Here is a 20,670-nt window from a genome sequence, read left to right on the forward strand (position 1 = left end):
CTATGACGGCGCAGGATGCCTGCGTTGTCGGTTTATTCCGGCAGCGAACCGGCAGGCGCGCCCAGCCACTTCTTCGACATCTCGTCGATGGCGCCGCTGCTCTTGGCTTCGCGGATGATCTCGTTGAGTCTGGCGACCAGCTGCGGTTCGCCCTTTTGCACGCCGATGTAGCACGGCGCATTGGACAGGATGACTTTCAGGTCCATGCTCACCGACGGATCCTTGGCCTTGATCGTGGCGGCCACTGCGGTGCCGGTCGCGAACATCTGCGCCTGGCCGGCGAGGAAAGCCGAGACCGTGCCGTTGTTGTCTTCGAAACGCTTGATCACGGCTCCCGGCGCCAGGCGCGAGAGTTCTTCATCCTGCATCGAACCGCGTGTCACGGCGATGACCTTGCCGGTCAGCTCGTTGTAATTCTTGGCGACGATTTCCTGCTTGCCGAAGACGGCATCGAAGAACGGCGCATAGGCGATGCTGTAGTCGATGACTTTTTCGCGTTCCGGCGTTTTGCCGAGCGAGGAAATGGTCAGGTCGGATTTTTTGGTCTGCAGATAGGCGACGCGATTCGGGCCGGTGACGGGGATCAGTTCCAGTTTGACGCCGAGCTTCTTGGCGACCAGCGTCGCCATGTCGATGTCGTAGCCGCGCGGCGTCATGTCGGTGCCGACCGAGCCGTAGGGCGGATAGTCGGTCGGCACGGCGACGCGAATGACCTTGCGCGCAAGGATGGTGCTGAGGGCGTCCTCCGCCATGGCATTGCCGGAAACGGCAGCGGCAATCGAGACGGCAATCAGGCTAAGCAGGAGAGAGCGGCGTTTCATTTCGATATCCTTTCAGTGAGATGCGTGGTGCACAAGTGAGTAGTGAAGTACGGGTAGTGCCGAAGCGGATTGCATTGCCTCTGTCTTGAAAATCGGGAGAACATCAGTTGTCGTTTTTGCGCGTGCGTGCTCTGGAAACCTTGGGCAATTCGGATTCTTCCGCGCCCCACCATTCGCCCATGCTCCACAGGTTTTTTTCCGTCTCGGAGACCGAGGCCTTGACGTCGACCCTGGATGTCGCGGCCATCAGCGCAACCAGGATTTCGCTGACGAGAAAGGCCGGAACCAGCGTGTCGAAGAAGGAGGCGTTCTGTTTGCCGACCAGGATGGTCTCGGCCGCCATGCGCGCAATCGGCGAGCTGTCGCTGTCGGTGATGGCGATCAGCTTGACGCCGGCCTTGGCCAGATGTCCGGCGATCGATACGGCGCGGCGCGAGTAAGGCGCGATGCAACAGACGAACAAGGCGTCCTTGGAGCCTGCCTGATGCATGATCTTCATCATGCCGCTTTCGCCTGCGCCGTCGATGAGCGTGATGTTTTTGGCGAAGTATTCGGAGACGTGAGAAAACTGGAACGCCACCGGAAACGACGAGCGCAATCCCAGGCAATAGATCGTGCGCGACGCCGACAGGATTTTCACGGCGCGCACGATGGCGGCCAGGGTGTCGGCGCTGCACAGCGCCTGGATGTGCGCGATGGCGTTGTTGGCGACATCCAGCGCGAGCGCGGTTTCGCCGATCTTCTGATTCAACTCGACCAGGCCGTGGGCGCGCTGGCTGTATTCGTTGCCGCGCGAACGCAGATTGTTCTTGAACACCTCGCGGATGTCGTCGTAACCCTCCATGCCGAGAAACTTGGCGAGACGCGTCATGGTCGACGGCGGAATGCCGGCCAGCCGCGCCTGTTCGCGCATGGACATCACGGCGACTTCATGCGGATGATCGAGCACGAAGCTGGCGGCCAGACGCACTTGCCGCGGCAGGCTATCGAAGCATTGCTTGATGTGCAGCACCAGCGCTTGCCGGGACCGCAGGGATTCAGACGGCTTCAGTGACGTCGATGGCTTTTGTGACTCTGGCGATGCTGATGTGGCTTGATTCACGTTGATGCTCCGCAATCGGGATATGCAGGACATCAAGCAACATATGTGCCAATATTTTTTTCAAATGATTCAAATGAATCATTTTTGCGGGGTGTTTCAGCGCCCGTAAAAATCGCTGCGCAGGAGAATTTTGATTTCGGTGATTCAAAAACAGAGGGCTGCGTGAATCAATTTGTCTGCGGCGGGAGCAGCAGCGCTCGTCACGTGCATCGCCAGTGCGCCACGATGGACATGGTTATGCTGCAACGGTGCTGCTGTTTGGTGAGCCTGGTTTGAGTTTAGTTGCCCGGATGCAGTTCTCTGAGGATGTCGAGGAAGAGATCGGCGCGATAGGTCGAAGGACGAGACGATTCGGTGACTGCGCAAATCTGATGGTGATAAGAGGGGCTGCCGTTTCTTACTCTGAGTGCGTACCTCTTGCCGAGCAGTTGTACATAGTGCACCGGCAGGATGCCGAGATAGCTACCGGTCGCGACCAGCAAGCCGATGGCTTCCAGGCCGCCGGCATCCGGCCCGCGCGCGTAGCCTTCGGTTGCCAGCGCCTGATCGACGTAAGGATGTTGTCTGTATACCAGCGGCAGATCGCCGGCGCCGCGCTTCGCTTTCTTTGCGGCGCTGTAGACGCGATGGGTTTCCGAGAACAAGGGCAGGTAGTTGAATTCCCCCTCGCGCGGATACTTGCCGCGGATCGCAATGTCGACACGATGCTCGCGCAAGGCCTGGTTGAGATCGGGGAAGGTCATGACGCTGATCTCCGGCCGTACATTGGGGGCGCGCTCGCGCAGGACGGCCAGCGCTTCCGGGATCTTGCAATCGGGATGCGTCAGCGTGTGCTCGACGATGCCGATCGACAGCGAACCGGACAATACGCCATGCACGGCGTCGATTTCGGAGCGGATGCGTTCCAGCGAACGCAAGGCATCCGACGCCAGCTTGAGCGCGACTTCGCCCTCGGGCGTCAGCTTGAAACCGGCCGGTCCGCGCTCGCACAGGCGCACGCCGAGGCGTTCTTCCACCTCGCGCACGTGGCGGCTGATGGAGGCCTTGGACATGTGCAGGCGCTTCTCCGCAGCAGCGAAACCACCGGCCTGGGCCGCATTGCAAAACACGCGCAAAGAACGCAGGTCGCGTTCGTCGAAGTCCAGTTGGATCATGATTGCCTGCCGGGAAGGTAAGTAGAGGTCAGAAATGCAAGGTATTGAATTTCAAGACTATACCTGCAAAACAATCATTTTTTATTATCCGCATTGCTTGCTAGAGTCAAACGCACTCGGCTGTGTCGGCACATGCGCTGGCGTTGGATCTTGCATGGACATTGGCTTGTTTCTTCTCGTTTATTACATCTCGTCCAAAGGATCCCAGGTCATGGAACAACTCACCGTAGCGCCACGCACCGGCCACAAAACCTTGCTTTACTCGGAGCTGGTCACCGACATGACGGATCTGAAAGCGGACATCGCCATCCTCGGCGTGCCGTTCGGATCCGCGTATACGCCGCGTCAATTCACCAACGACCAGAGCAATGCGCCGCAAGCGATCCGCGACGTGACCGACCGCATCGTGCGCGCGCCGGAACATTACGATTTCGACATCGACGGTCCGCTGTTGCAAGGACGCAGCGATATCCGCTTCGTCGATTGCGGCGACGTGTTGCCCGATCTTGCCGTACCCGGCGATCATCAGCGCCGCGCCGAACTGGCGATACGCCAGATCCTGCGCGGCGGCGGCATGCCCATCGTGCTGGGCGGCGACCACGGCATCACCAATCCGGTCTTGCGCGGTTTCGACGAAGCGGGGCCGGTGACCATCGTGCATATCGATGCGCATCTGGACTGGCGCGACGAAGTCAATGGCGTGCGCGACGGTTTGTCGAGCGTGATTCGCCGCGCGTCCGAACTGCCGTTCGTGAAGCACATCGTGCAAATCGGTTTGCGCGCACAGGGCAGCGGACGTCCGGCCGATTACGAAGCCGCCAAAGCCTGGGGCGCCGATCTGATCTCGGCCTATGAGTTGCACGATATCGGCATGGATGCCGTGCTGGCGCGCATTCCCGATGGCGGCAACTATTACCTGACCATCGATGCCGACGGTCTCGATCCGACCATCATGCCGGCCGTCGACGGCCCGGCGCCCGGCGGCGTGAGTTTCGTGCAGGCACGCAAGCTGATTCACGGACTGGTGAAGAAGGGGCGTGTGGTCGGCATGGACATCGTCGAGATTCAACCGGTCAAGGACAACGCCAGCAAACTGACTTGCGTCACCGCCGGCCGCCTGATCGTCAATCTGATCGGCGCGACCATTCGCGCCGGTTATTTCGACAAGAAGAACAAAGCGTAATCAATCCGAATCACTTCACCCCACACTTTCACCGAGGCTCTCATGGAACACACGCGCATTCGCAGATTCAACACCAAGGATACCTATCCGGAACAAAAGATCGACAACGACCTGTGCCAGGCCGTCGTCGCGCGCGGCACCACCGTATTTCTGCGCGGTCAGATCGGGCAGAACCTGGATACCTCGGAAAGCGTTTGCATCGGCGACGTCAAAGGCCAGACCGAACAGGCGATGTACAACATCGACATGCTGCTCAAGGAAGCCGGCGGCAAGCTGGAGCACATCTGCAAAGTGACGATTTACATCTCCGATCCACGCTATCGTGAAGATGTGTATCGCGTGGTGGGGCGTTGGCTCAAGGGCGTGTTTCCGGTATCGACCGGCATCGTGGTGTCGGCGTTTGCGCGCCCGGAATACCTGGTGGAGGTCGACGCGACCGCCGTCATTCCCGATTAAGAATGCTTGGCGCGCTGCCGGATTTGTTCGAGCAGCCGCTGTCCTTGCGCGCTGTTGAACCAGGCGGCATGACCGAGGTAGTAGGTGTCGTAGGCCAGCGACGCATTTTTCGCCGAGCGCGTGACGCCATGGAAGTAGGCCAGTTCGGCCAGCGCAAATTCGGCATGCACCAGCGGCAGCAGCGCCGCCAGCGCCAGCCATTGGCGTGCGCCCAGCGGACGGATCAGGTGGTAGCCGTCCAGCATGGCGTCGAGCAGATCGGGATGGACCACGTTCCGCTTGCCTGCCTGCGCATCTTGTATTTCTTGTATCGCCAGCCATTCGATGATGTTGCGTTCGATCGCCGTCGCCAGATCGTGCAGGGCGCAGGTGCGGTCGCTCAGGCCGAAGTCGAGGATGGTTTCCACGCCGGCTGCCGCGCTGCGGTCGGTCCACAGCAGATTCGACGCATGCCAGTCATTGTGCGTCCACAGCGGCGTCAGCTCGTCCAGGTAAGGATGCAGCCTGTCATGGAAGGGCAGCAACGTATCGGCCGTTTCCTCACGCCAGTTGCGGTGCTGCAGATAATCGCCGATGGCCGGATGCTGGTCGACATAGCCTTGCAGCGCCGGCAGCGGATCCTGCTGCGAAAAAATCGTGAAGCTCGACACCAGCGTTTGCGCCTTGCGCGCGGGCGCGGCGTAGTCTTCGGCCGCCAGGTGCAGGCGCGCCAACGCCTTGCCGGCTTCGTGCGCGTGCACGCGGCTGCTGAACGGCGTCCATGACACGGCGTCGCGGTACAGGTCGATGCCCGAGGCGACGCCGTGCACTTCATATGTCCAGTGATCGTCGGTGATGGCGGTGGCGCCGTCGCTGGTGGTCAGCACTTCACTCACGGCGATGCCGCGGCTGCGCAGGTGATTGATGAAGCCGTGTTCCTCGCTCAGTCCGTCGACGTCGCGCACCGAGGCATGGTGACGCTTGACGAATACTTCCATGGTCGACGTCGTCATCACGCATCCCGCCGAGAACGGTCGCGGGCTATGCCACACCAGACGCGTGGGAAGGCCGGCCTGCGGATAGTGCCGCAGTACGCGCGCGACTTCCGCCGACGTCAGCGCCGGCCAGTCCGAAATCACCGCATCGGCATTCATGCCGTGGCTGAGGACGCGGGTCAGGTGATGGGAAGCGGCTTCCATGCAGGCGCTCCCCGGTCAGAAATCGTATTGCACCGTCAGGCGTGCCTGACGCGGCGCACCGAGGTGCAGGTAACTGTCGCCCAGCGATTCGCCGGTGTCTTTCCAGTAGCGCTTGTCGAAGATATTGTCGACGGTCAGGCGCACCGTGGTCGCATGGCCGCTCATGCTGGTCCGGTAGCGCAAGCCGGCATTGAAGATATGGTAAGCCGGCACGGTGGCGCTGCCGTCGCGCGTGGCCGCCTTGCTGCCGCTGTACAGCCAGCTGCCTTGCAGATTCAGGCCGGGCAGGCTTGCCAGCGCGTAGTCGGCATAGACTGCGCTGCGTACGCGCGGCACATTGATCGCCTGCTTGCCGTCGTAGGCCGGCGTGCCGGTACCGTCGGCGCGCGCCTGGATGAAGGCCACGCCGGCGGCCAGGCGCAGTTGCCTGGTGACGTTGCCGGAGGCGCCGAGCTCGATGCCGGTATGGGTTTCCTTGCCTTGCTGCACGTAGGTGAAGGTGGTGCCGCTCGCGTCCGGTTGCGGATATTCATAGGCCTTCTTCATGCGGAAGATGGCCGAGGTAAAGCTCAGGTCCTTGCTCCAGTCATATTTGAAGCCGGCTTCCAGCTGGCGCGCCACCGACGGCGGCAGCGTGGTCGGGTAATTGCTGGCCCAGAACGCGGCGGACGTGCCCATGCTCAGCGTCTCGGCATAGCTGCCGTACAGCGACATGTTGGCTTGCGGTTTGAAGATCAGCGCAAGTTGCGGCAGGAACTGATTGCGGTCGGTGTCGCGCGTGGTGGCGCCGGTCGCGTCGTAGGTTTTTTCTTTCAGCCAGACCTGGCGTCCGCCGGCCAGCACTTGCCAGCGATCGCTGAACCGCACGCGGTCGGTGAAGAAGACGGCTTGCTGGCGACTGTCCAGATTGCGATACGACGCCGGGATGGCGGCACCCGATGGCGGCAGGACGGCCGGCGTCGCGGCGTAGATATTGTCGCTGCCGACCGGAATCGAAATGCCGTCCGATTTGTCGACCACGCGGCGCGACATGCTCAGGCCGGCGGTCAGATCATGTTTGAGGAAGCCGGTGTTGAAGTTGCCCTGCAATACCGCCTGGCCGTCGTCGTTGCGGCGCGTGTCGTCGGGACTGCGATAGTCGTAGACGTCGAAGTCGCCGTTGGCGGCGAAAGTCGGCGAGAAGCTGGTCGCCACGTTGCTGCCGTACGGGAAGGCCAGGTAGTCGTCGATGACGGCGCGGCTGCGGCCGACGTTGACGTAGGCGCGCCAGTCGGCATTGAGTTCGAGGTCGAAGCGCGTATTGAAGTTGAGCGAATCGATGCGCACCGGCTGCGCCCAGGACTGCGGCGAGAGCATGGTGCTCGGCGACACGTCGGACGGCACGGTTGTGCCGCCCAGCAATTGATAGCCGGCGACCGATTTTTGCGCTTTTTTCTGATACTCGATATTGAACTGCAAATGCGCCGTGGACGTGATGTCCCAGTTCGCCGCCACCGAGGCGAAGTCGCGATAGCCGTTGCTGTTGTCGACGTAGGAATTGATGTCTTCGTGCGCGGCGTTCACGCGCAGGCCGAATTGCTTGCGGTCGCCGAACAGCGTGCCCAGATCGGTCGACGCATAGCGCGAACCGTTGGAGTCGGTGCCGAACATCACCGAGCGCACGTCGGCCGGACGTTTGGTGACGTAGTTGACCAGGCCGCCGGCATTGACGACGCCGCCTTGCAGGCCCGACAAGCCTTTGATGATCTCGACTTGTTCCTTGTTCTCCAGCGCGATGTTCTGTTCGCCGACGACCGACAGGCCGTTGATGCGGTAACCGCTCGCCAGGTCCAGCGGAAATCCGCGCACGCTGATGTTCTCGTAATAGCCGACCGGTGCGTAGTTCTCGCCGATGCTGGCGTCGTTCTTGATGACGTCGCTGAGCAGGCGGGCTTGCTGGTCCTTCAGTTGCGCTTCGGTCACGACCGCGACCGAAGCGGGCGTATCGAGCAAGGGTGTCTCGCCGAAACCGGCGATGTTCGACGAGCGTGCACGATACGTCGGCGCGGAGTCGTCTTCGGCGGTGACGCTGACGGTCGGCAGCGAGCCGGCTTCAACCGGTTCTTCGGCGCGGGCGCCGGTGGTGAAGACGCACGGCGCGCCGGCCAGCGTCAGGGAAATCGCGAGAGGAGAAAAACGTTTCATCGGTATTGCTTTACTTTTCTTGAGACGATACGGGCAGGACAGGACGGCTTACTGTTGTCCGCGCGCGGTACGAACGGCGCGCGCCAGGTCGATGACCGACATGGCGTAGAAATAGCTGCGGTTGTACTGCGTGATGGCGAAGAAGTTGTTGGTCGCCAGCCAGTGCTCGGTCGGCGCCGCGCCGTTCTGCAGATCGACCACGCCGTAACGCAGACCGGCAGGCAGCTCGGCGCCAGGCACGACGCCGGCGGCTTTCAGCTCATCCGGCGAGAACTTGGCTTCGAGGCCCTGGTTGATCAGGTCTGCGGCCTTGGCGGGATCGGTGACGGTGGCCGGGAACACGGTCGGTTCGCCGCGCTGCCAGCCGTGGATCTTGAGGAAGTTGGCGACGCTGCCGATGGCGTCCACGGGCGAACTGCGCAGATCGATCTTGCCGTTGCCGTCGAAATCGACGGCATACTGGCGGATGCTGCTCGGCATGAACTGCGGCCAGCCGATGGCGCCGGCGTAGGAACCCAGCAGCGAGAACGGATCGACATTCGACTCACGCGCAAACAGCAGCGTGTTTTCCAGCTCGCCGCGGAAGAAGGCCATGCGCGCGTCGCGGTTGGCGGTTTTGGGATAATCGAAGGTCAGCGTGGTGATCGCATCCATCACGCGGAAGTTGCCGGTGTTGCGGCCGTAGACGGTTTCCACGCCGATGATGCCGACGATGATTTCGGCCGGCACGCCGTATTGGGCTTCGGCGCGCGACAGCGCCAGTTCATGCTCGTTCCAGAAATCGACGCCGGCGTTGATGCGCTTCGGTTCGACGAAGCGGGCGCGGTAGGCTTGCCAGTTCTTCGGCTTGCCGCTGGGTGCGGGTTTGATCAGCTGGATGGCGGTGTCGAGATAGCGCGCCTTGCTGAAGACCGCTTGCAGCGCGGCCTTGTCGAAGCCGTTGCGCTCGACCATTTCATCGATGAAGGCGTTGACTTCCTTCCATTGGCTGAAATTGGCGAATTCGCCGTCGTCGGCTTCTGCGGCTTTTTTCTTCGGTTTGGCTTTTTGCTTGGCAGTTTTACTGCCGGCATTGCTCTTGGCCTTTGCCGTCGTCGACTCTGCATGGGCCGCCGCCGGGTTCAGGCAAGCCAGGGAAAGTGCGAACAAGCCAAGCAGGGAAGAGGGAAAACGGAAGCGGAAGCTATGTTTCATCGACATGGATAAGCGCAAAAGGTCATGGAAATTCGGGGAAATTCAGGGAAACCGGAGTGCTCCGTCGCGCGGCTGCTCGTAAGCCGGCTGACAGGCAAGTCAGCCAGTATACATGAACGACTGGGCGATCCGCGCCACGCCCGCCTCGGGGATGTACACTAGCGTTGTCACTGTCGACATTCAGGCGCCCGGCGCCCGGTGAGAAGCCTGAGGCGATGGAAATGACAATGACAATGACAATGAGCGAGACCTGCTGACGGGCAGATATTCAAAAAGACAACAATGACTACCGCTTTCTATACCCATGCCGATTGCCAGCGCCACGAGATGGGCGAATGGCATCCCGAGACGCCTTTGCGCCTGCAGGCGATCGAGGATCAACTGATCACCAGCCGCATCGACCAGTTCATCGAACGCCGCGAAGCCCCGCTGGCCGAGATCGCCGACATCGAACGCATCCATACCGACGACGCGGTTGCCCTGATCCGCGACAATGCCGCCGCACTGGCCGAAAGCAGCGCGGCGCACTATCCGCTGGACGGCGACACCTCGATCAACCGGCACAGCTGGAAGGCCGCCTTGCGCGCCGCCGGCGCTGCCGTGGCCGCAACCGACGCCGTCATCGCCGGCGAGCTGGAAAACGCCTTTTGCTCGGTGCGTCCGCCGGGACATCACGCCACGCCGACCACGCCGATGGGCTTTTGCCTGTTCAACAACGTCGCCATCGCGGCGCGTCACGCCCTCGACATGCATGGCCTGGAACGCGTCGCCATCGTCGATTTCGACGTGCACCACGGCAACGGCACCGAAGAGGCCTTCAAGCACGATCCGCGCGTGCTGATGGTGAGTTTTTTCCAGCATCCGTTTTATCCGTTCAGCGGCACCGATCCGGCCGAGCCGCACATCCTCAACGAGCCGTTGCCTGCATACTCCGCAGGCGACGTGGTGCGCAAGCTGGTGACGGAGAAATGGCTGCCGGCCCTGCACGCGCATCAGCCGCAGATGATCTTCATCTCGGCCGGTTTCGATGCGCACCGCGAAGACGACATGGGGCAGATGGCGCTGGTGGAGGCTGATTACGCCTGGATGACCAGACAGATCATGGACGTGGCGCGGCAATATGCGCGCGGCCGGATCGTGAGTTGTCTGGAAGGCGGCTACAACCTGTCGGCGCTGGGCCGCAGCGTGGTGGCGCATCTCAAGGTGCTGGCCGACCTCGACTGAGGGGCAATTGACTCAGGAAGCTTCCAGCTTGTCGTAGGCGGCAACGATGGCATCGGCCACGGCGCGCACGCGCGCGGTGCGGTTGAGGTCGTTGTGCAGCACCAGCCACATGTCGTAAGGCTCGGAACGTTCCGGCCAGAGCCGCACCAGTTGCGGCACGACGTCCCCCATATGCGTGGGCAACTCGCCGATGCCCAATCCGGCGGCCACCGCTTCGATCAGCATCAAGCCTGAACTGACTTCCATCGCCACGCGCGCATTGGCGGTCGATTCGCCGCAGATGGTTTCGATTTGCGAGGCATAAATGGCGCGCTGGTAAATCACGACGTCGTGTCCCGCCAGGGCGGAACCGGGTTGCGGTATGCCGCGCTTCTTCAGATAAGCTTTTGACGCATATAAGCCGACGGCAAGCCGTTTCAGATGGCGCGAGATCAGATCGGGGCTGGTGGGGCGCAGGCTGCGCACGGCCAGGTCGGCTTCGCGGCGCGTGAGGTTGGACACTTGCGTCGAGGTGGTCAGCACCACGCGGATCGCCGGGTGCTCGGCCGCCAGTTGTTGCATGGCCGGCATCAGCACGTGCTTGGCCATGGTGTCGGTGGCCGCCACGCGCACCACGCCGCACAGGCGCTCGTCGATGCCCTGCATCTGGCGTTGCAGCTGGTCGGCGGCTTGCTCCATCTTTTCCACGGCGGCAATCGCCAGATCGCCTGCGGGCGTGGCGACATAGCCTGCCGGCGTGCGCAGGAACAGGCGCGCACCCAGCGATTTTTCCATCGCGTTGAGCCGGCGGCCGACGGTGGCCTGGTCGATCTGCAATTGCTCAGCCGCGCCGCGCAGCGTGCCGGCCCGCTGGATCGCCAGGAAAATACGGGCGTTATCCCAATCCATGATTCCAGTCCATGCTTGTTTCCGGAGGAATTGAAGGGTGCTTTCATGATGCATTTTTGCATCAGAGTCATGAGCTTATGCTTATTTATTGCATTGTGCAAGAAGCATAGAATGGCATCCTTGCTCGTATTCCCGGCTGCCTGGCCCGGCTTGAAAAACAAGCTCGTCGGCAGCCCTCCACAGAAAGAGAAGTGCCCCATGTCAACACAATGCCCCTCGCAGGCGGCCACTGCCGCCGCTGCAGCGATACCTGCAGCCGCACCCGCTGCGGCCAAGCCGCATGCGCATACCGGCTTGCTGCCCCTGATCACGCTCGCCATCGGCTTCGTCATGGCGATGCTGGACGTGACCGTCGTCAATGTCGGCCTGTCGTCGATTGAGAAGAGCCTGGCCACGCCGCTGAGCATGCTGGTGTGGATCGTCGACGGCTACACGCTGAGCTTCGCCGCCATGCTGCTGGTCGGCGGCGCGCTGGCCGATCGCTACGGCGCCAAGAACATCTACTTGCTCGGCCTGGTGCTGTTCGTGGTGGCGTCGCTGCTGTGCGGTGCGGCGCCCAATGGCGGCATGCTGGTGGCGGCACGCCTGTTGCAAGGTTTGGGTGCGGCGTTCTTCATGCCGAGTTCGCTGAGCCTGCTGACCCATGTCTACGAAGACGACCGTGTGCGCGCCCGCATGCTGGGCGTGTGGTCCGCCACCGTCGGCGGCGCGGCGGCGGTCGGCCCGCTGGTGGGCGGCATCCTGATTCACTCGTTCGGCTGGCGCAGCGTGTTCCTGATCAACGTGCCGGTCGGCTTGCTGGGTTTGTTCATGGCGGTCAAGATGATTCCGGCGGTGGAGAAGCACATGCGCGCGCTGACCATCACCAGCCATTTCCTCGGCGTGCTGATGCTGGCGGCGCTGAGCTTCGTGCTGATCCAGGGGCCGGTCTACGGCTGGACCTCGATGTCCATCGTCACCGCCGTCATCGTCGTGGCGCTGGCGCTGGGTACGCTGGTGCAACGCGAACGCAGCGGTTCGGCGCCGCTGTTGCCGCGCGCCTTGTTCGCCACGCCGCAGTTCGCGGCGGCCAACGGCATCGGCTTCCTGATCAATTTCGGCGTGTACGGCCAGTTCTTTTTCCTGGCGCTGTTCCTGCAGCAGGCGCGTGGCGCCGATGCCCTGCAAACCGGTTTGCAGATGCTGCCGATGATGGCGGTGATCTTCATCGGCAATCTGTCGTCGGGACGCATGACGGCGCATTGGGGGCCGCGTCTGCCGCTGCGCCTCGGCCTGACGGTCGGCGCGGTGTTTTCTGCATTGCAGATGGCGCTCACGCCCGAGACGCCTTACTGGATGGTCGCCGTGGCGGGAGCCTTGGCCAATCTGGGCATCAGCACGGCGATTCCTGCGATGACCACCGCGGTGATGCAAGTGGCGGGCAAGGTCAATTCCAACAGCGCCGCCGCCGCACTGAACGCCAATCGCCAGATCGGCGCATTGGTCGGCGTGGCGTTGATGGGTGCGATCCTGCATACCTTTAGCGGCTGGACCACGCGCATCGTGCTGGCTTACGGCGTGATTGCGATCGTGTATGTGCTGGCATTGGTGCTGGTGTTGCGTTACGTCAATGCGCGTTCGGCCGCGACTTCTGCTGCTGGGGCATCAGTGACGAAATAAGCGTCGGATTGGCTTCTTTTTAAGTGCAAATGCAGGGTAAATAGGCCGCAGGCCGTAAAATAGCGGCTTATTTTGCAAAAAGAAGAATTCCGCATGTCTATTCAATGGTTCCCAGGTCACATGAACGCCGCCCGCAAGAAGGCGGCGGAAGCAATGGAAAAGGTCGACCTGGTCATCGAGGTGCTCGACGCGCGCCTGCCGCAGGCCAGCTGCAATCCGATGATCGAGCAGATCCGTCTGTTTCGTCAGCGTCCCTGCCTGAAGATCCTCAACAAGAGCGACCTGGCCGACCCGGCCGTCACGCAAGCCTGGATCGCGCATTACAACAGCCAGAAGAACGTCAACGCGGTCGCCCTGAGCTGCAAGAAGCCCAGCGACGTCGCCAAGGTGCCGAAGCTGGCGCTGGCATTGGCGCCGCATCGCGGCACGCCGCTCAAGCCGTTGCGCATGATGATCATGGGCATCCCCAACGTCGGCAAATCGACGCTGATGAATGCGCTGCTCAAGAAGCGTGTGGCCGCCGTCGGCGACGAGCCGGCCGTGACCAAGACCCAGCAGCGTCTTTACCTCGGCAACAACATGGTGCTGATCGATACTCCCGGCATGCTGTGGCCGAAGATCATGCATCCCAGCGACGGTCTGATGCTGGCGGCCAGCCATGCGGTCGGCAGCAATGCGCTGATCGAAGAAGAGGTTGCGACTTTCCTCGCCGATGAATTGCTCAAGCGTTATCCGCAACTGCTGGCGGCGCGTTACGGTTTCAAGACCGAAGGCATGGACGGCGTGGCGGTGGTGGAGGGCGTGGCCGCCAAGCGCGGCTTCCGCCTCAAGGGCGGCGACTTTGACTATGAAAAGGCTGCGCATACTTTCCTGCAAGACTACCGCACCGGGGCGCTGGGTCGCATCACGCTGGAAACGCCGGCGACGCGCGCGGAACTGCTGGCGGCGTATCAGGAGGAACTGGCGATTGCGGCTGCGGAAGAGGCTGCCGAACTCGCCGCAGCCGAGGCGGAAGAAGCGGAACGGAATCGCGGCCGCCCGGAATAATGGCGCCGTGTTCCAGTCAGGAAAAAAGGCTCGCTCAGGCGGGCTTTTTTATTGCGTGCAGGTAGCGATGTGGTCGCCGGGTTTGTATCCGACAGCAGGCAGCCGTAATGAGTTGTAAAAAACGTGCTCGCCGCTCTTCATCGACCTTACATTGCGATGTATTCAGCATTCCGCATGCTTTTGCGGATTCTGCGTCGATCTGACGTCCATTGCGTGCAATGACTTTTCTTACGCGAGGCAACCATGGCCGATAGTGTTTTTCTCAAGACCGAGTTCTATCTTCTTATCTTTTTCTCGCTGGTGCTGCCGGCAGTCATTTTCGCCACGATGCTGTTGAAGCGGGCGTTGGCGCGTTCCGTCGTTCTGCTGTTCGGCATGTTGCTGCTGATGCTGGCGGGAATCGATATCGTGCTGCTGAAGAAGCTGGCGTGGCTGGCGAGAACGTCTTTGTCTTCGCTCGACGACGGTTTCTTCAATTCGGAAATGTCGCTTTGCCTGTATCTGCTGCCGGCCTTTCTGGGCGGCGTCGGCACCAATGTGATTTCGCACATCCTGATCCGGCATCTGCGTGAGGCCGAAGACAAGTTCGAGCGTGAACAGCCGGGACACTGGCGCTAGCCGAGACGCGTAAAGTCGCCCATAAAAAAAGCCGCCCATGAGGCGGCTTTTTCGTACTGCAGCGTCCTGATTACCAGGAAGTCACAACCGAGTTCTTGTACTTCTCGATCACGAACTTCTTGATTTCCGGGCTGTGGTAGGCCTTGATCAGCTTGGCGACCCATGGCTTGTCCTTGTCTTCGACGCGCACGGCGATCACGTTGACGTAAGGACCCTTGGCGGCTTCGATGGCGATGCCGTCCTTGGTGGGGGACAGGCCGGCGGATTCGGCGAAGTTGCCGTTGATGGCGGCGGCGTCGAAGTCATCCAGCGAACGTGGCAGCTGGGCAGCGTCCAGTTCGACGATCTTGACCTTCTTCGGATTGTCGATGATGTCCAGCGGCGTTGCCTTCAGGCCTGCATCAGGCTTCAGCTTGATCACGCCTTGTGCTTGCAGCAGCAGCAGCGCGCGGCCGCCGTTGGTCGGATCGTTCGGCACGCCGATGCGGGCGCCGTTCTTCAGGTCCTTCAGGGACTTGATCTTCTTGGAGTACACGCCCATCGGGAACGTGATGGTGGTGCCGACGCTGACCAGCTTGTAGCCGCGATCCTTGACTTGCGCGTCCAGGTACGGCTGGTGCTGATAGCTGTTGGCATCCAGATCGCCTGCGGCCAGCGCCGCGTTCGGTTGGATGTAGTCGCTGAATTCAACGATTTGCAGCTTCAGGCCGTCTTTCTCGGCCAGCTTCTTCACTTGTTCCAGGATTTCAGCGTGCGGGCCGCCGGTGGCGCCGATCTTGATCGGCTTGTCTTGCGCCAGGGCCGGAGCGGAGACCAGGCTGGCAGCAACACCGAGACCTGCGAAAAACTGGATTAATTGACGACGATTCATTGTTTCCCTTTCATTCTTCAAAGATGGCAGCGGATAGCTGCTTATATTTTTAACGCCCCAGCCGTGGCCAGTGGTGACTTAGCGGTGGCTAAGGCGTCGCACCAGGACATCCCCCAGCGTTTGCACCAATTGTACAAATACGATCAGGATCAGCACCACTGCCAGCATGACTTCCGGCAGGAAGCGTTGATAGCCGTAGCGGATGCCGAGGTCGCCCAGGCCGCCGCCGCCGATCGCGCCCGCCATGGCGGAGTAACCGACCAGGCTGACGAAGGTGATCGTGAGACCCGCGACGATACCAGCAAACGCTTCCGGCACCAATACTTTATAAATGATTTGCCAGGTGGTGGCCCCCATGGCCTGGGCGGCTTCCACCAGGCCGTGATCGACTTCGCGCAGCGCGGTTTCCACCAGACGCGCGATGAACGGCGCCGAGGCGATCGTCAGCGGCACGATCGCCGCGGCGGTGCCGATCGAGGTGCCGACGAAGAAGCGCGTGAACGGGATCACCGCCACCAGCAAAATGATGAACGGCGTCGAACGCACGGCATTGACCAGCAGGCCGGCGATGCGGTTGAACGCGACGTTGGGCAGGATGCCCTGGCGTTCGGTCAGGTGCAGGGCGATGCCCAGCGGCACGCCGAAGACGGCGCCCAGCAGGCCGGAAATACCGACCATCATCAGGGTTTCGCCGAAGGAGCTGATAAAGAGATCGATCAGTTCAGATGACATGGTTCAGCTCCTCCACCACGACGCCTTGCGCACGCAGGTAATTCATTGCATTGGTAATGTTTTCAGGGGTGCCGTTGGCGAGGATCGCCAGCGAACCGAAGGCCTGGCCCTGGATTTCATCGATCTGTCCGTGCAGGATGTTGAAGTCCAGGTCGTAGCGGCGCACGGCTTCCGACAGATGCGGCTGATCCACGCCGGAGCCGGTGAAGGCGAAGCGGAACAGATGGTCGGTGCCTGCGCCATCCTTGGTATTGGCCAGACGCTCACGCAGGCGCGCCAGCACGCCCTTGGGCAATTCGTGCGCGATCACGTCGCCGATCAGCGCGCGCGTGACTTCATGCTTGGGTTCGCGGAACACGTCGAGCACTTCGCCCTGTTCGATGACCTGGCCGGCTTCCATCACGGCGACGCGGTCGCAGATTACCTTGATGACTTCCATCTGGTGCGTGATCAGGACGATGGTCAGGCCGAGTTCCTTGTTGATCTTGCGCAGCAGTTCGAGAATCGAGCGCGTGGTTTCCGGATCGAGCGCCGAGGTGGCTTCGTCCGACAGCAACACTTTCGGCTCGTTGGCCAGCGCGCGGGCGATGCCGACGCGCTGCTTCTGGCCGCCGGAGATTTGCGCCGGGTAGCGATCCTTCAAAGCGGTCAGGCCGACCAGTTCCAGCAGCGGTTCGACTTTTTTGGCGATGTCGGCTTTGGACAGCCCGGCCAGTTCCAGCGGCAGGGCGATGTTGTCGTACACCGTGCGCGAAGACAACAGGTTGAAGTGCTGGAAGATCATGCCGATATGGCGGCGCGCATCGCGCAGGTCGTCGGCCGACAGCGTGGTCATGTCCTTGCCGTCGAGGATGATGTTGCCGGAGGTCGGACGGTTCAGCAGGTTGATGGTGCGCACCAGCGTGCTCTTGCCCGCGCCGCTGCGGCCGATGATGCCGAAGACTTCTCCCTTGCGGATGGACAGGTTGACGTCGCGTACGGCGTCAACCGTACCGCTGCCATTCGGGAAGCGTTGGGTCACCCCTTGGATTTCGATCATATTGCTTTGCAATGAAAAAGGCAGCAGATCGGCCTCGTGGGCAAGCTGCTGCCTATATTTTTTATATAGAGCCGTGATTTTATGAGGATTTCGTTGCAGGCGGAACTACATTTTGCATATTCCTTAATGAGGAAAAGGCATAACCAAGCGCTTTCCGGCCCGAATGGCGCTAAAAAGCGAGTATTTCCAATGTTTCTTCCGGGAATGTATTGCATGGCTTCGTCTGCATCATTTCGCTACAGCCGCTAAGATGGCAATCCGGTCTTGGAAGAAAGCGATTCATGGCATATGTCTACAAAACGATGCAGTCGCCCGTCGGCGAACTGACGCTGGTCGGCAGGGAAGAGCGACTGGCGGCCATCTTGTGGGAAAACGACAAGCCCACGCGCGTGCGGCTGGGCGAGATGCGCGCCGACCCGGAGAGCGCGGTGCTGCTCGAAACCGAGCGCCAGTTGAACGAATACTTTGCCGGCAAGCGCAAACAGTTTGAAGTCGAGCTGGATTTCACCGGCACCGATTTCCAGAAGCGGGTGTGGGCGGCGCTGCTGACCATCCCCTTCGGCGAAACCCGCAGCTACAGTGAAATCGCCGTGCAACTGGGCGACATCAAGGCGGTGCGTGCGGTCGGCGCAGCCAACGGCAAAAATCCCATCTCCATCATCGCGCCATGCCATCGCGTGATCGGCGCCTCGGGCGAGCTGACCGGATTCGCCGGCGGCCTCAAGGCCAAGGAGCTGCTGCTCACGCTGGAGGGGGCACATGCCTTGCACAACAAGCCTGGCACCGCAGTCCCGCAAAAGCGCCGCAGCAAGCTGCCGGATCCGAATCAGGGTTTGCTGTTCGCGGATTGATCTGATCAGCAGGCAGATAAGCAAACTCTGCACACAATAAAAAAGGCCTCGATTGCTCGAGGCCTTTTCTTTTGCTGCGTGAAGCTGCATGGAAAGCTGTGCTCTCCGGTGCGCCCGCATTCCGCAGAATGCAGGCGCAGCCGAATTACATCATGCCGTCCATACCGCCCATGCCGCCCATACCACCCATGCCGCCTGGCATACCGCCGGCCGACTTGTCTTCCGGCAGTTCGGCAACCAGTGCGTCGGTTGTCAGGATCAGACCGGCAACCGAAGCGGCGTTTTGCAATGCCGAACGGGTAACCTTGGCTGGATCCAGAACGCCCAGCTCAACCAGGTCGCCGTAGGTGCCGTTGGCAGCGTTGTAACCGTAGTTGCCGGTACCTGCCAGGACAGCGTTGATCACGACCGAAGGTTCGTCGCCTGCATTGAACACGATCTGACGCAGTGGCTCTTCGACAGCGCGCAGAACGATCTTGATGCCGGCTTCCTGATCGGCGTTGTCGCCCTTCAGGTTCTTGACGTTGGCGCGAGCGCGCAGCAGGGCAACGCCGCCGCCTGGCACAACGCCTTCTTCGACCGCTGCGCGAGTTGCGTGCAGAGCATCTTCAACGCGTGCTTTCTTTTCCTTCATTTCGACTTCGGTAGCTGCGCCAACCTTGATCAGAGCAACGCCGCCTGCCAGCTTGGCAACGCGTTCTTGCAGCTTTTCACGATCGTAGTCGGAAGTCGCTTCTTCGATTTGCGCGCGGATTTGCTTGACGCGTGCTTCGATGGCGATGGCTTCGCCGTTGCCGTCGATGATGGTGGTGTTTTCCTTGCCGATTTCGATGCGCTTGGCTTGGCCCAGTTCAGCCAGAGTGGCTTTTTCCAGAGTCAGGCCGACTTCTTCGGCGATCACCTGGCCGCCGGTCAGGATAGCGATGTCTTCCAGCATTGCCTTGCGACGGTCGCCGAAGCCAGGAGCCTTGACGGCTGCAGTCTTCAGGATGCCGCGGATGTTGTTCACCACCAGCGTTGCCAGTGCTTCGCCTTCGACATCTTCAGCGATGATCAGCAGCGGACGGCCGGCCTTGGCGACTTGTTCCAGGATAGGCAGCAGGTCACGGATGTTCGAAACCTTCTTGTCGAACAGCAGGACGAACGGGTTTTCCAGCGCAACAACTTGCTTTTCTTGGTTGTTGATGAAGTATGGGGACAGGTAGCCGCGGTCGAATTGCATGCCTTCGACGATGTCCAGTTCGTTTTCCAGCGACTTGCCGTCTTCCACGGTGATGACGCCTTCTTTACCGACCTTGTCCATTGCCTTGGCAATGATGTCGCCGATATCGGAATCCGAGTTGGCCGAAATCGAACCGACTTGTGCGATTTCCTTGCTGGTCGTTGTTGGCTTTGCCAGCAGCTTGACTTCAGCGACGATGGCGGTGACGGCCTTGTCGATGCCGCGCTTCAGGTCGGTCGGATTGAAACCGGCTGCAACGTACTTGAAGCCTTCGCGAACGATCGCTTGAGCCAGCACGGTAGCGGTAGTGGTACCGTCGCCTGCGTTGTCGGAAGTCTTGGAGGCAACTTCCTTGACCAGTTGCGCGCCCATGTTTTCCAGCTTGTCTTTCAGTTCGATTTCTTTGGCAACCGACACGCCGTCCTTGGTGACGGTCGGGGCGCCGAAGCTGCGCTCCAGAACCACGTTGCGGCCCTTGGGACCCAGGGTTACCTTGACTGCGTTCGCCAGGATGTTGACGCCATTGACGATTTTTGCACGTGCGTCATCGCCGAAAATTACTTGTTTTGCTGCCATGTTGGATTCTCCAAAAATTCGTTTGAATTGACTTGATCAGCTTCGATCAGAATTGCTCGCTGCCGGCGCATGACGTTTCACGCCGCGCCGAAGCAGGGGACGTCGATTATTTTTCGACGACGGCGAACAGGTCTTCTTCGCGCATGACCAGCAGTTCCTGGCCGTCGATCTTCACGGCTTGGCCGGAGTACTTGCCGAACAGAACGCGGTCGCCGACCTTGACTGCCAGCGGACGGACCTTGCCGTCATCCAGGATCTTGCCGTTGCCGACTGCCAGGATTTCGCCTTGATCTGGCTTTTCAGTTGCTGCGTCAGGCAGCACGATACCGGATGCGGTCTTGGTTTCTTGGTCGAGACGCTTGACGATAACGCGATCGTGCAAAGGACGAAGGCTCATGAAAACTCCTTAAAATTCAATAAGTTATAAATAAATTGCGGCATTGGCTGCAAAGTGTACTTAAGCCCTGCAGCAAGAAATCCGTGCCACATCGGAAAAGTGGGTAGGCCAGGAGGAGTTGTTAGCACTCTCCCCTAACGAGTGCTAAGTATAGGGGCGGAGTGGGGGTTTTTCAAGGGCGGGATTGTTTCAGGCGCCAGATTGTCGGAATTCGTTGAAGCCGGGACTTTGTCCGCTTGACTCCGGACTATCCGATTCTGATGCCCGGTTTTCG

20 protein-coding genes are annotated in these 20,670 nt (G+C 60.9%); 8 read left to right on the top strand and 12 right to left on the bottom strand.

From position 1 onward, the window contains the following. Positions 1–32: 32 nt before the first annotated feature. Both PMI16_RS17885 and PMI16_RS17890 read right to left on the bottom strand, forming a co-directional pair. Positions 33–821 (bottom strand): transporter substrate-binding domain-containing protein, encoded by a 789-nt coding sequence (locus PMI16_RS17885; protein ID WP_007882145.1) that lies wholly within the window; start codon positions 819–821, stop codon positions 33–35. A 103-nt stretch (positions 822–924) separates the two neighbouring features. Continuing rightward, positions 925–1,923: a MurR/RpiR family transcriptional regulator gene (locus tag PMI16_RS17890; RefSeq protein WP_237719886.1), complete on the bottom strand. Its 999-nt coding sequence runs from the start codon at positions 1,921–1,923 to the stop codon at positions 925–927. Here PMI16_RS17890 and PMI16_RS26515 point away from each other — a divergent pair. Further along, a complete protein-coding gene (locus PMI16_RS26515; protein ID WP_237719887.1) occupies positions 1,915–2,199 on the top strand; it encodes a hypothetical protein in 285 nt (94 codons plus the stop codon). The two genes, PMI16_RS17890 and PMI16_RS26515, sit on opposite strands and share 9 nt — an antisense overlap. Positions 2,200–2,201: 2 nt before the next feature. Here PMI16_RS26515 and PMI16_RS17895 read toward each other — a convergent pair whose 3' ends face one another. Next, positions 2,202–3,077, bottom strand: a complete 876-nt coding sequence (locus tag PMI16_RS17895) for a LysR family transcriptional regulator (protein WP_007882147.1) — start codon at positions 3,075–3,077, stop codon at positions 2,202–2,204. 211 nt (positions 3,078–3,288) lie between these two features. Here PMI16_RS17895 and PMI16_RS17900 point away from each other — a divergent pair, with 211 nt between their 5' ends. Then, positions 3,289–4,260 (top strand): agmatinase, encoded by a 972-nt coding sequence (locus PMI16_RS17900; RefSeq protein WP_007882148.1) that lies wholly within the window; start codon positions 3,289–3,291, stop codon positions 4,258–4,260. A gap of 42 nt (positions 4,261–4,302) precedes the next feature. After that, positions 4,303–4,716: a RidA family protein gene (locus PMI16_RS17905; protein WP_007882150.1), complete on the top strand. Its 414-nt coding sequence runs from the start codon at positions 4,303–4,305 to the stop codon at positions 4,714–4,716. On the opposite strand, the gene PMI16_RS17910 is transcribed toward PMI16_RS17905, so the two are convergent. From PMI16_RS17910 to mltB, 3 genes are read right to left on the bottom strand one after another with little or no spacing between them, the layout of a single operon-like run. Next, a complete protein-coding gene (locus tag PMI16_RS17910) occupies positions 4,713–5,894 on the bottom strand; it encodes a phosphotransferase enzyme family protein (RefSeq protein WP_007882155.1) in 1,182 nt (393 codons plus the stop codon). The two genes, PMI16_RS17905 and PMI16_RS17910, sit on opposite strands and share 4 nt — an antisense overlap. A 15-nt stretch (positions 5,895–5,909) precedes the next feature. Further along, complete coding sequence (locus PMI16_RS17915) at positions 5,910–8,078, bottom strand: TonB-dependent siderophore receptor (protein WP_007882157.1); 2,169 nt, start codon at positions 8,076–8,078, stop codon at positions 5,910–5,912. 48 nt (positions 8,079–8,126) lie between these two features. After that, positions 8,127–9,278, bottom strand: coding sequence for a lytic murein transglycosylase B (mltB, locus tag PMI16_RS17920; RefSeq protein WP_007882158.1), 1,152 nt, complete (start codon positions 9,276–9,278; stop codon positions 8,127–8,129). Between the two features lie 276 nt (positions 9,279–9,554). Here mltB and PMI16_RS17925 point away from each other — a divergent pair, with 276 nt between their 5' ends. Then, on the top strand, positions 9,555–10,496 hold the full coding sequence (locus tag PMI16_RS17925; RefSeq protein WP_007882159.1) for a histone deacetylase family protein: 942 nt from the start codon (positions 9,555–9,557) through the stop codon (positions 10,494–10,496). A 12-nt stretch (positions 10,497–10,508) separates the two neighbouring features. Here PMI16_RS17925 and PMI16_RS17930 read toward each other — a convergent pair whose 3' ends face one another. Then, entirely contained in the window at positions 10,509–11,384 is an 876-nt protein-coding gene (locus tag PMI16_RS17930; protein WP_007882160.1) for a LysR family transcriptional regulator, read from the bottom strand. A gap of 198 nt (positions 11,385–11,582) precedes the next feature. Between PMI16_RS17930 and PMI16_RS17935 the strand changes: the two genes are divergently transcribed. The 3 genes from PMI16_RS17935 to PMI16_RS17945 all read left to right on the top strand — a co-directional run bounded on the left by PMI16_RS17935 (position 11,583) and on the right by PMI16_RS17945 (position 14,708). Continuing rightward, positions 11,583–13,043, top strand: coding sequence for an MFS transporter (locus PMI16_RS17935; protein WP_272942496.1), 1,461 nt, complete (start codon positions 11,583–11,585; stop codon positions 13,041–13,043). Positions 13,044–13,136: 93 nt separating this feature from the next. Further along, positions 13,137–14,090, top strand: a complete 954-nt coding sequence (gene ylqF, locus PMI16_RS17940) for a ribosome biogenesis GTPase YlqF (RefSeq protein WP_081493436.1) — start codon at positions 13,137–13,139, stop codon at positions 14,088–14,090. A 243-nt stretch (positions 14,091–14,333) separates the two neighbouring features. Continuing rightward, a complete protein-coding gene (locus tag PMI16_RS17945; protein ID WP_007882163.1) occupies positions 14,334–14,708 on the top strand; it encodes a hypothetical protein in 375 nt (124 codons plus the stop codon). 70 nt (positions 14,709–14,778) lie between these two features. Here the strand turns inward: PMI16_RS17945 and PMI16_RS17950 are convergent, their stop codons facing one another. The 3 genes from PMI16_RS17950 to PMI16_RS17960 form a co-directional block, all read right to left on the bottom strand. Then, positions 14,779–15,579: a MetQ/NlpA family ABC transporter substrate-binding protein gene (locus PMI16_RS17950; RefSeq protein WP_007882164.1), complete on the bottom strand. Its 801-nt coding sequence runs from the start codon at positions 15,577–15,579 to the stop codon at positions 14,779–14,781. 78 nt (positions 15,580–15,657) lie between these two features. After that, entirely contained in the window at positions 15,658–16,311 is a 654-nt protein-coding gene (locus tag PMI16_RS17955; protein ID WP_007882165.1) for a methionine ABC transporter permease, read from the bottom strand. Continuing rightward, entirely contained in the window at positions 16,301–17,350 is a 1,050-nt protein-coding gene (locus PMI16_RS17960) for a methionine ABC transporter ATP-binding protein (RefSeq protein ID WP_007882167.1), read from the bottom strand. The genes PMI16_RS17955 and PMI16_RS17960 overlap by 11 nt, the downstream gene beginning before the upstream one ends. Before the next feature lie 281 nt (positions 17,351–17,631). Between PMI16_RS17960 and PMI16_RS17965 the strand changes: the two genes are divergently transcribed. Then, a complete protein-coding gene (locus PMI16_RS17965) occupies positions 17,632–18,201 on the top strand; it encodes a methylated-DNA--[protein]-cysteine S-methyltransferase (protein ID WP_007882169.1) in 570 nt (189 codons plus the stop codon). A 145-nt stretch (positions 18,202–18,346) separates the two neighbouring features. Here PMI16_RS17965 and groL read toward each other — a convergent pair whose 3' ends face one another. Next, positions 18,347–19,999 carry a chaperonin GroEL gene (groL, locus tag PMI16_RS17970; protein ID WP_007882170.1) on the bottom strand — a complete coding sequence of 551 codons (1,653 nt, stop codon included), beginning with the start codon at positions 19,997–19,999 and terminating at the stop codon, positions 18,347–18,349. A gap of 106 nt (positions 20,000–20,105) precedes the next feature. Then, positions 20,106–20,396: a co-chaperone GroES gene (gene groES / locus PMI16_RS17975; protein ID WP_007882171.1), complete on the bottom strand. Its 291-nt coding sequence runs from the start codon at positions 20,394–20,396 to the stop codon at positions 20,106–20,108. Between the last annotated feature and the right edge of the window lie 274 nt (positions 20,397–20,670).

This window comes from Herbaspirillum sp. CF444 (assembly GCF_000282135.1).
In the GTDB taxonomy this organism is placed as follows: Bacteria; Pseudomonadota; Gammaproteobacteria; order Burkholderiales; family Burkholderiaceae_D; genus Herbaspirillum.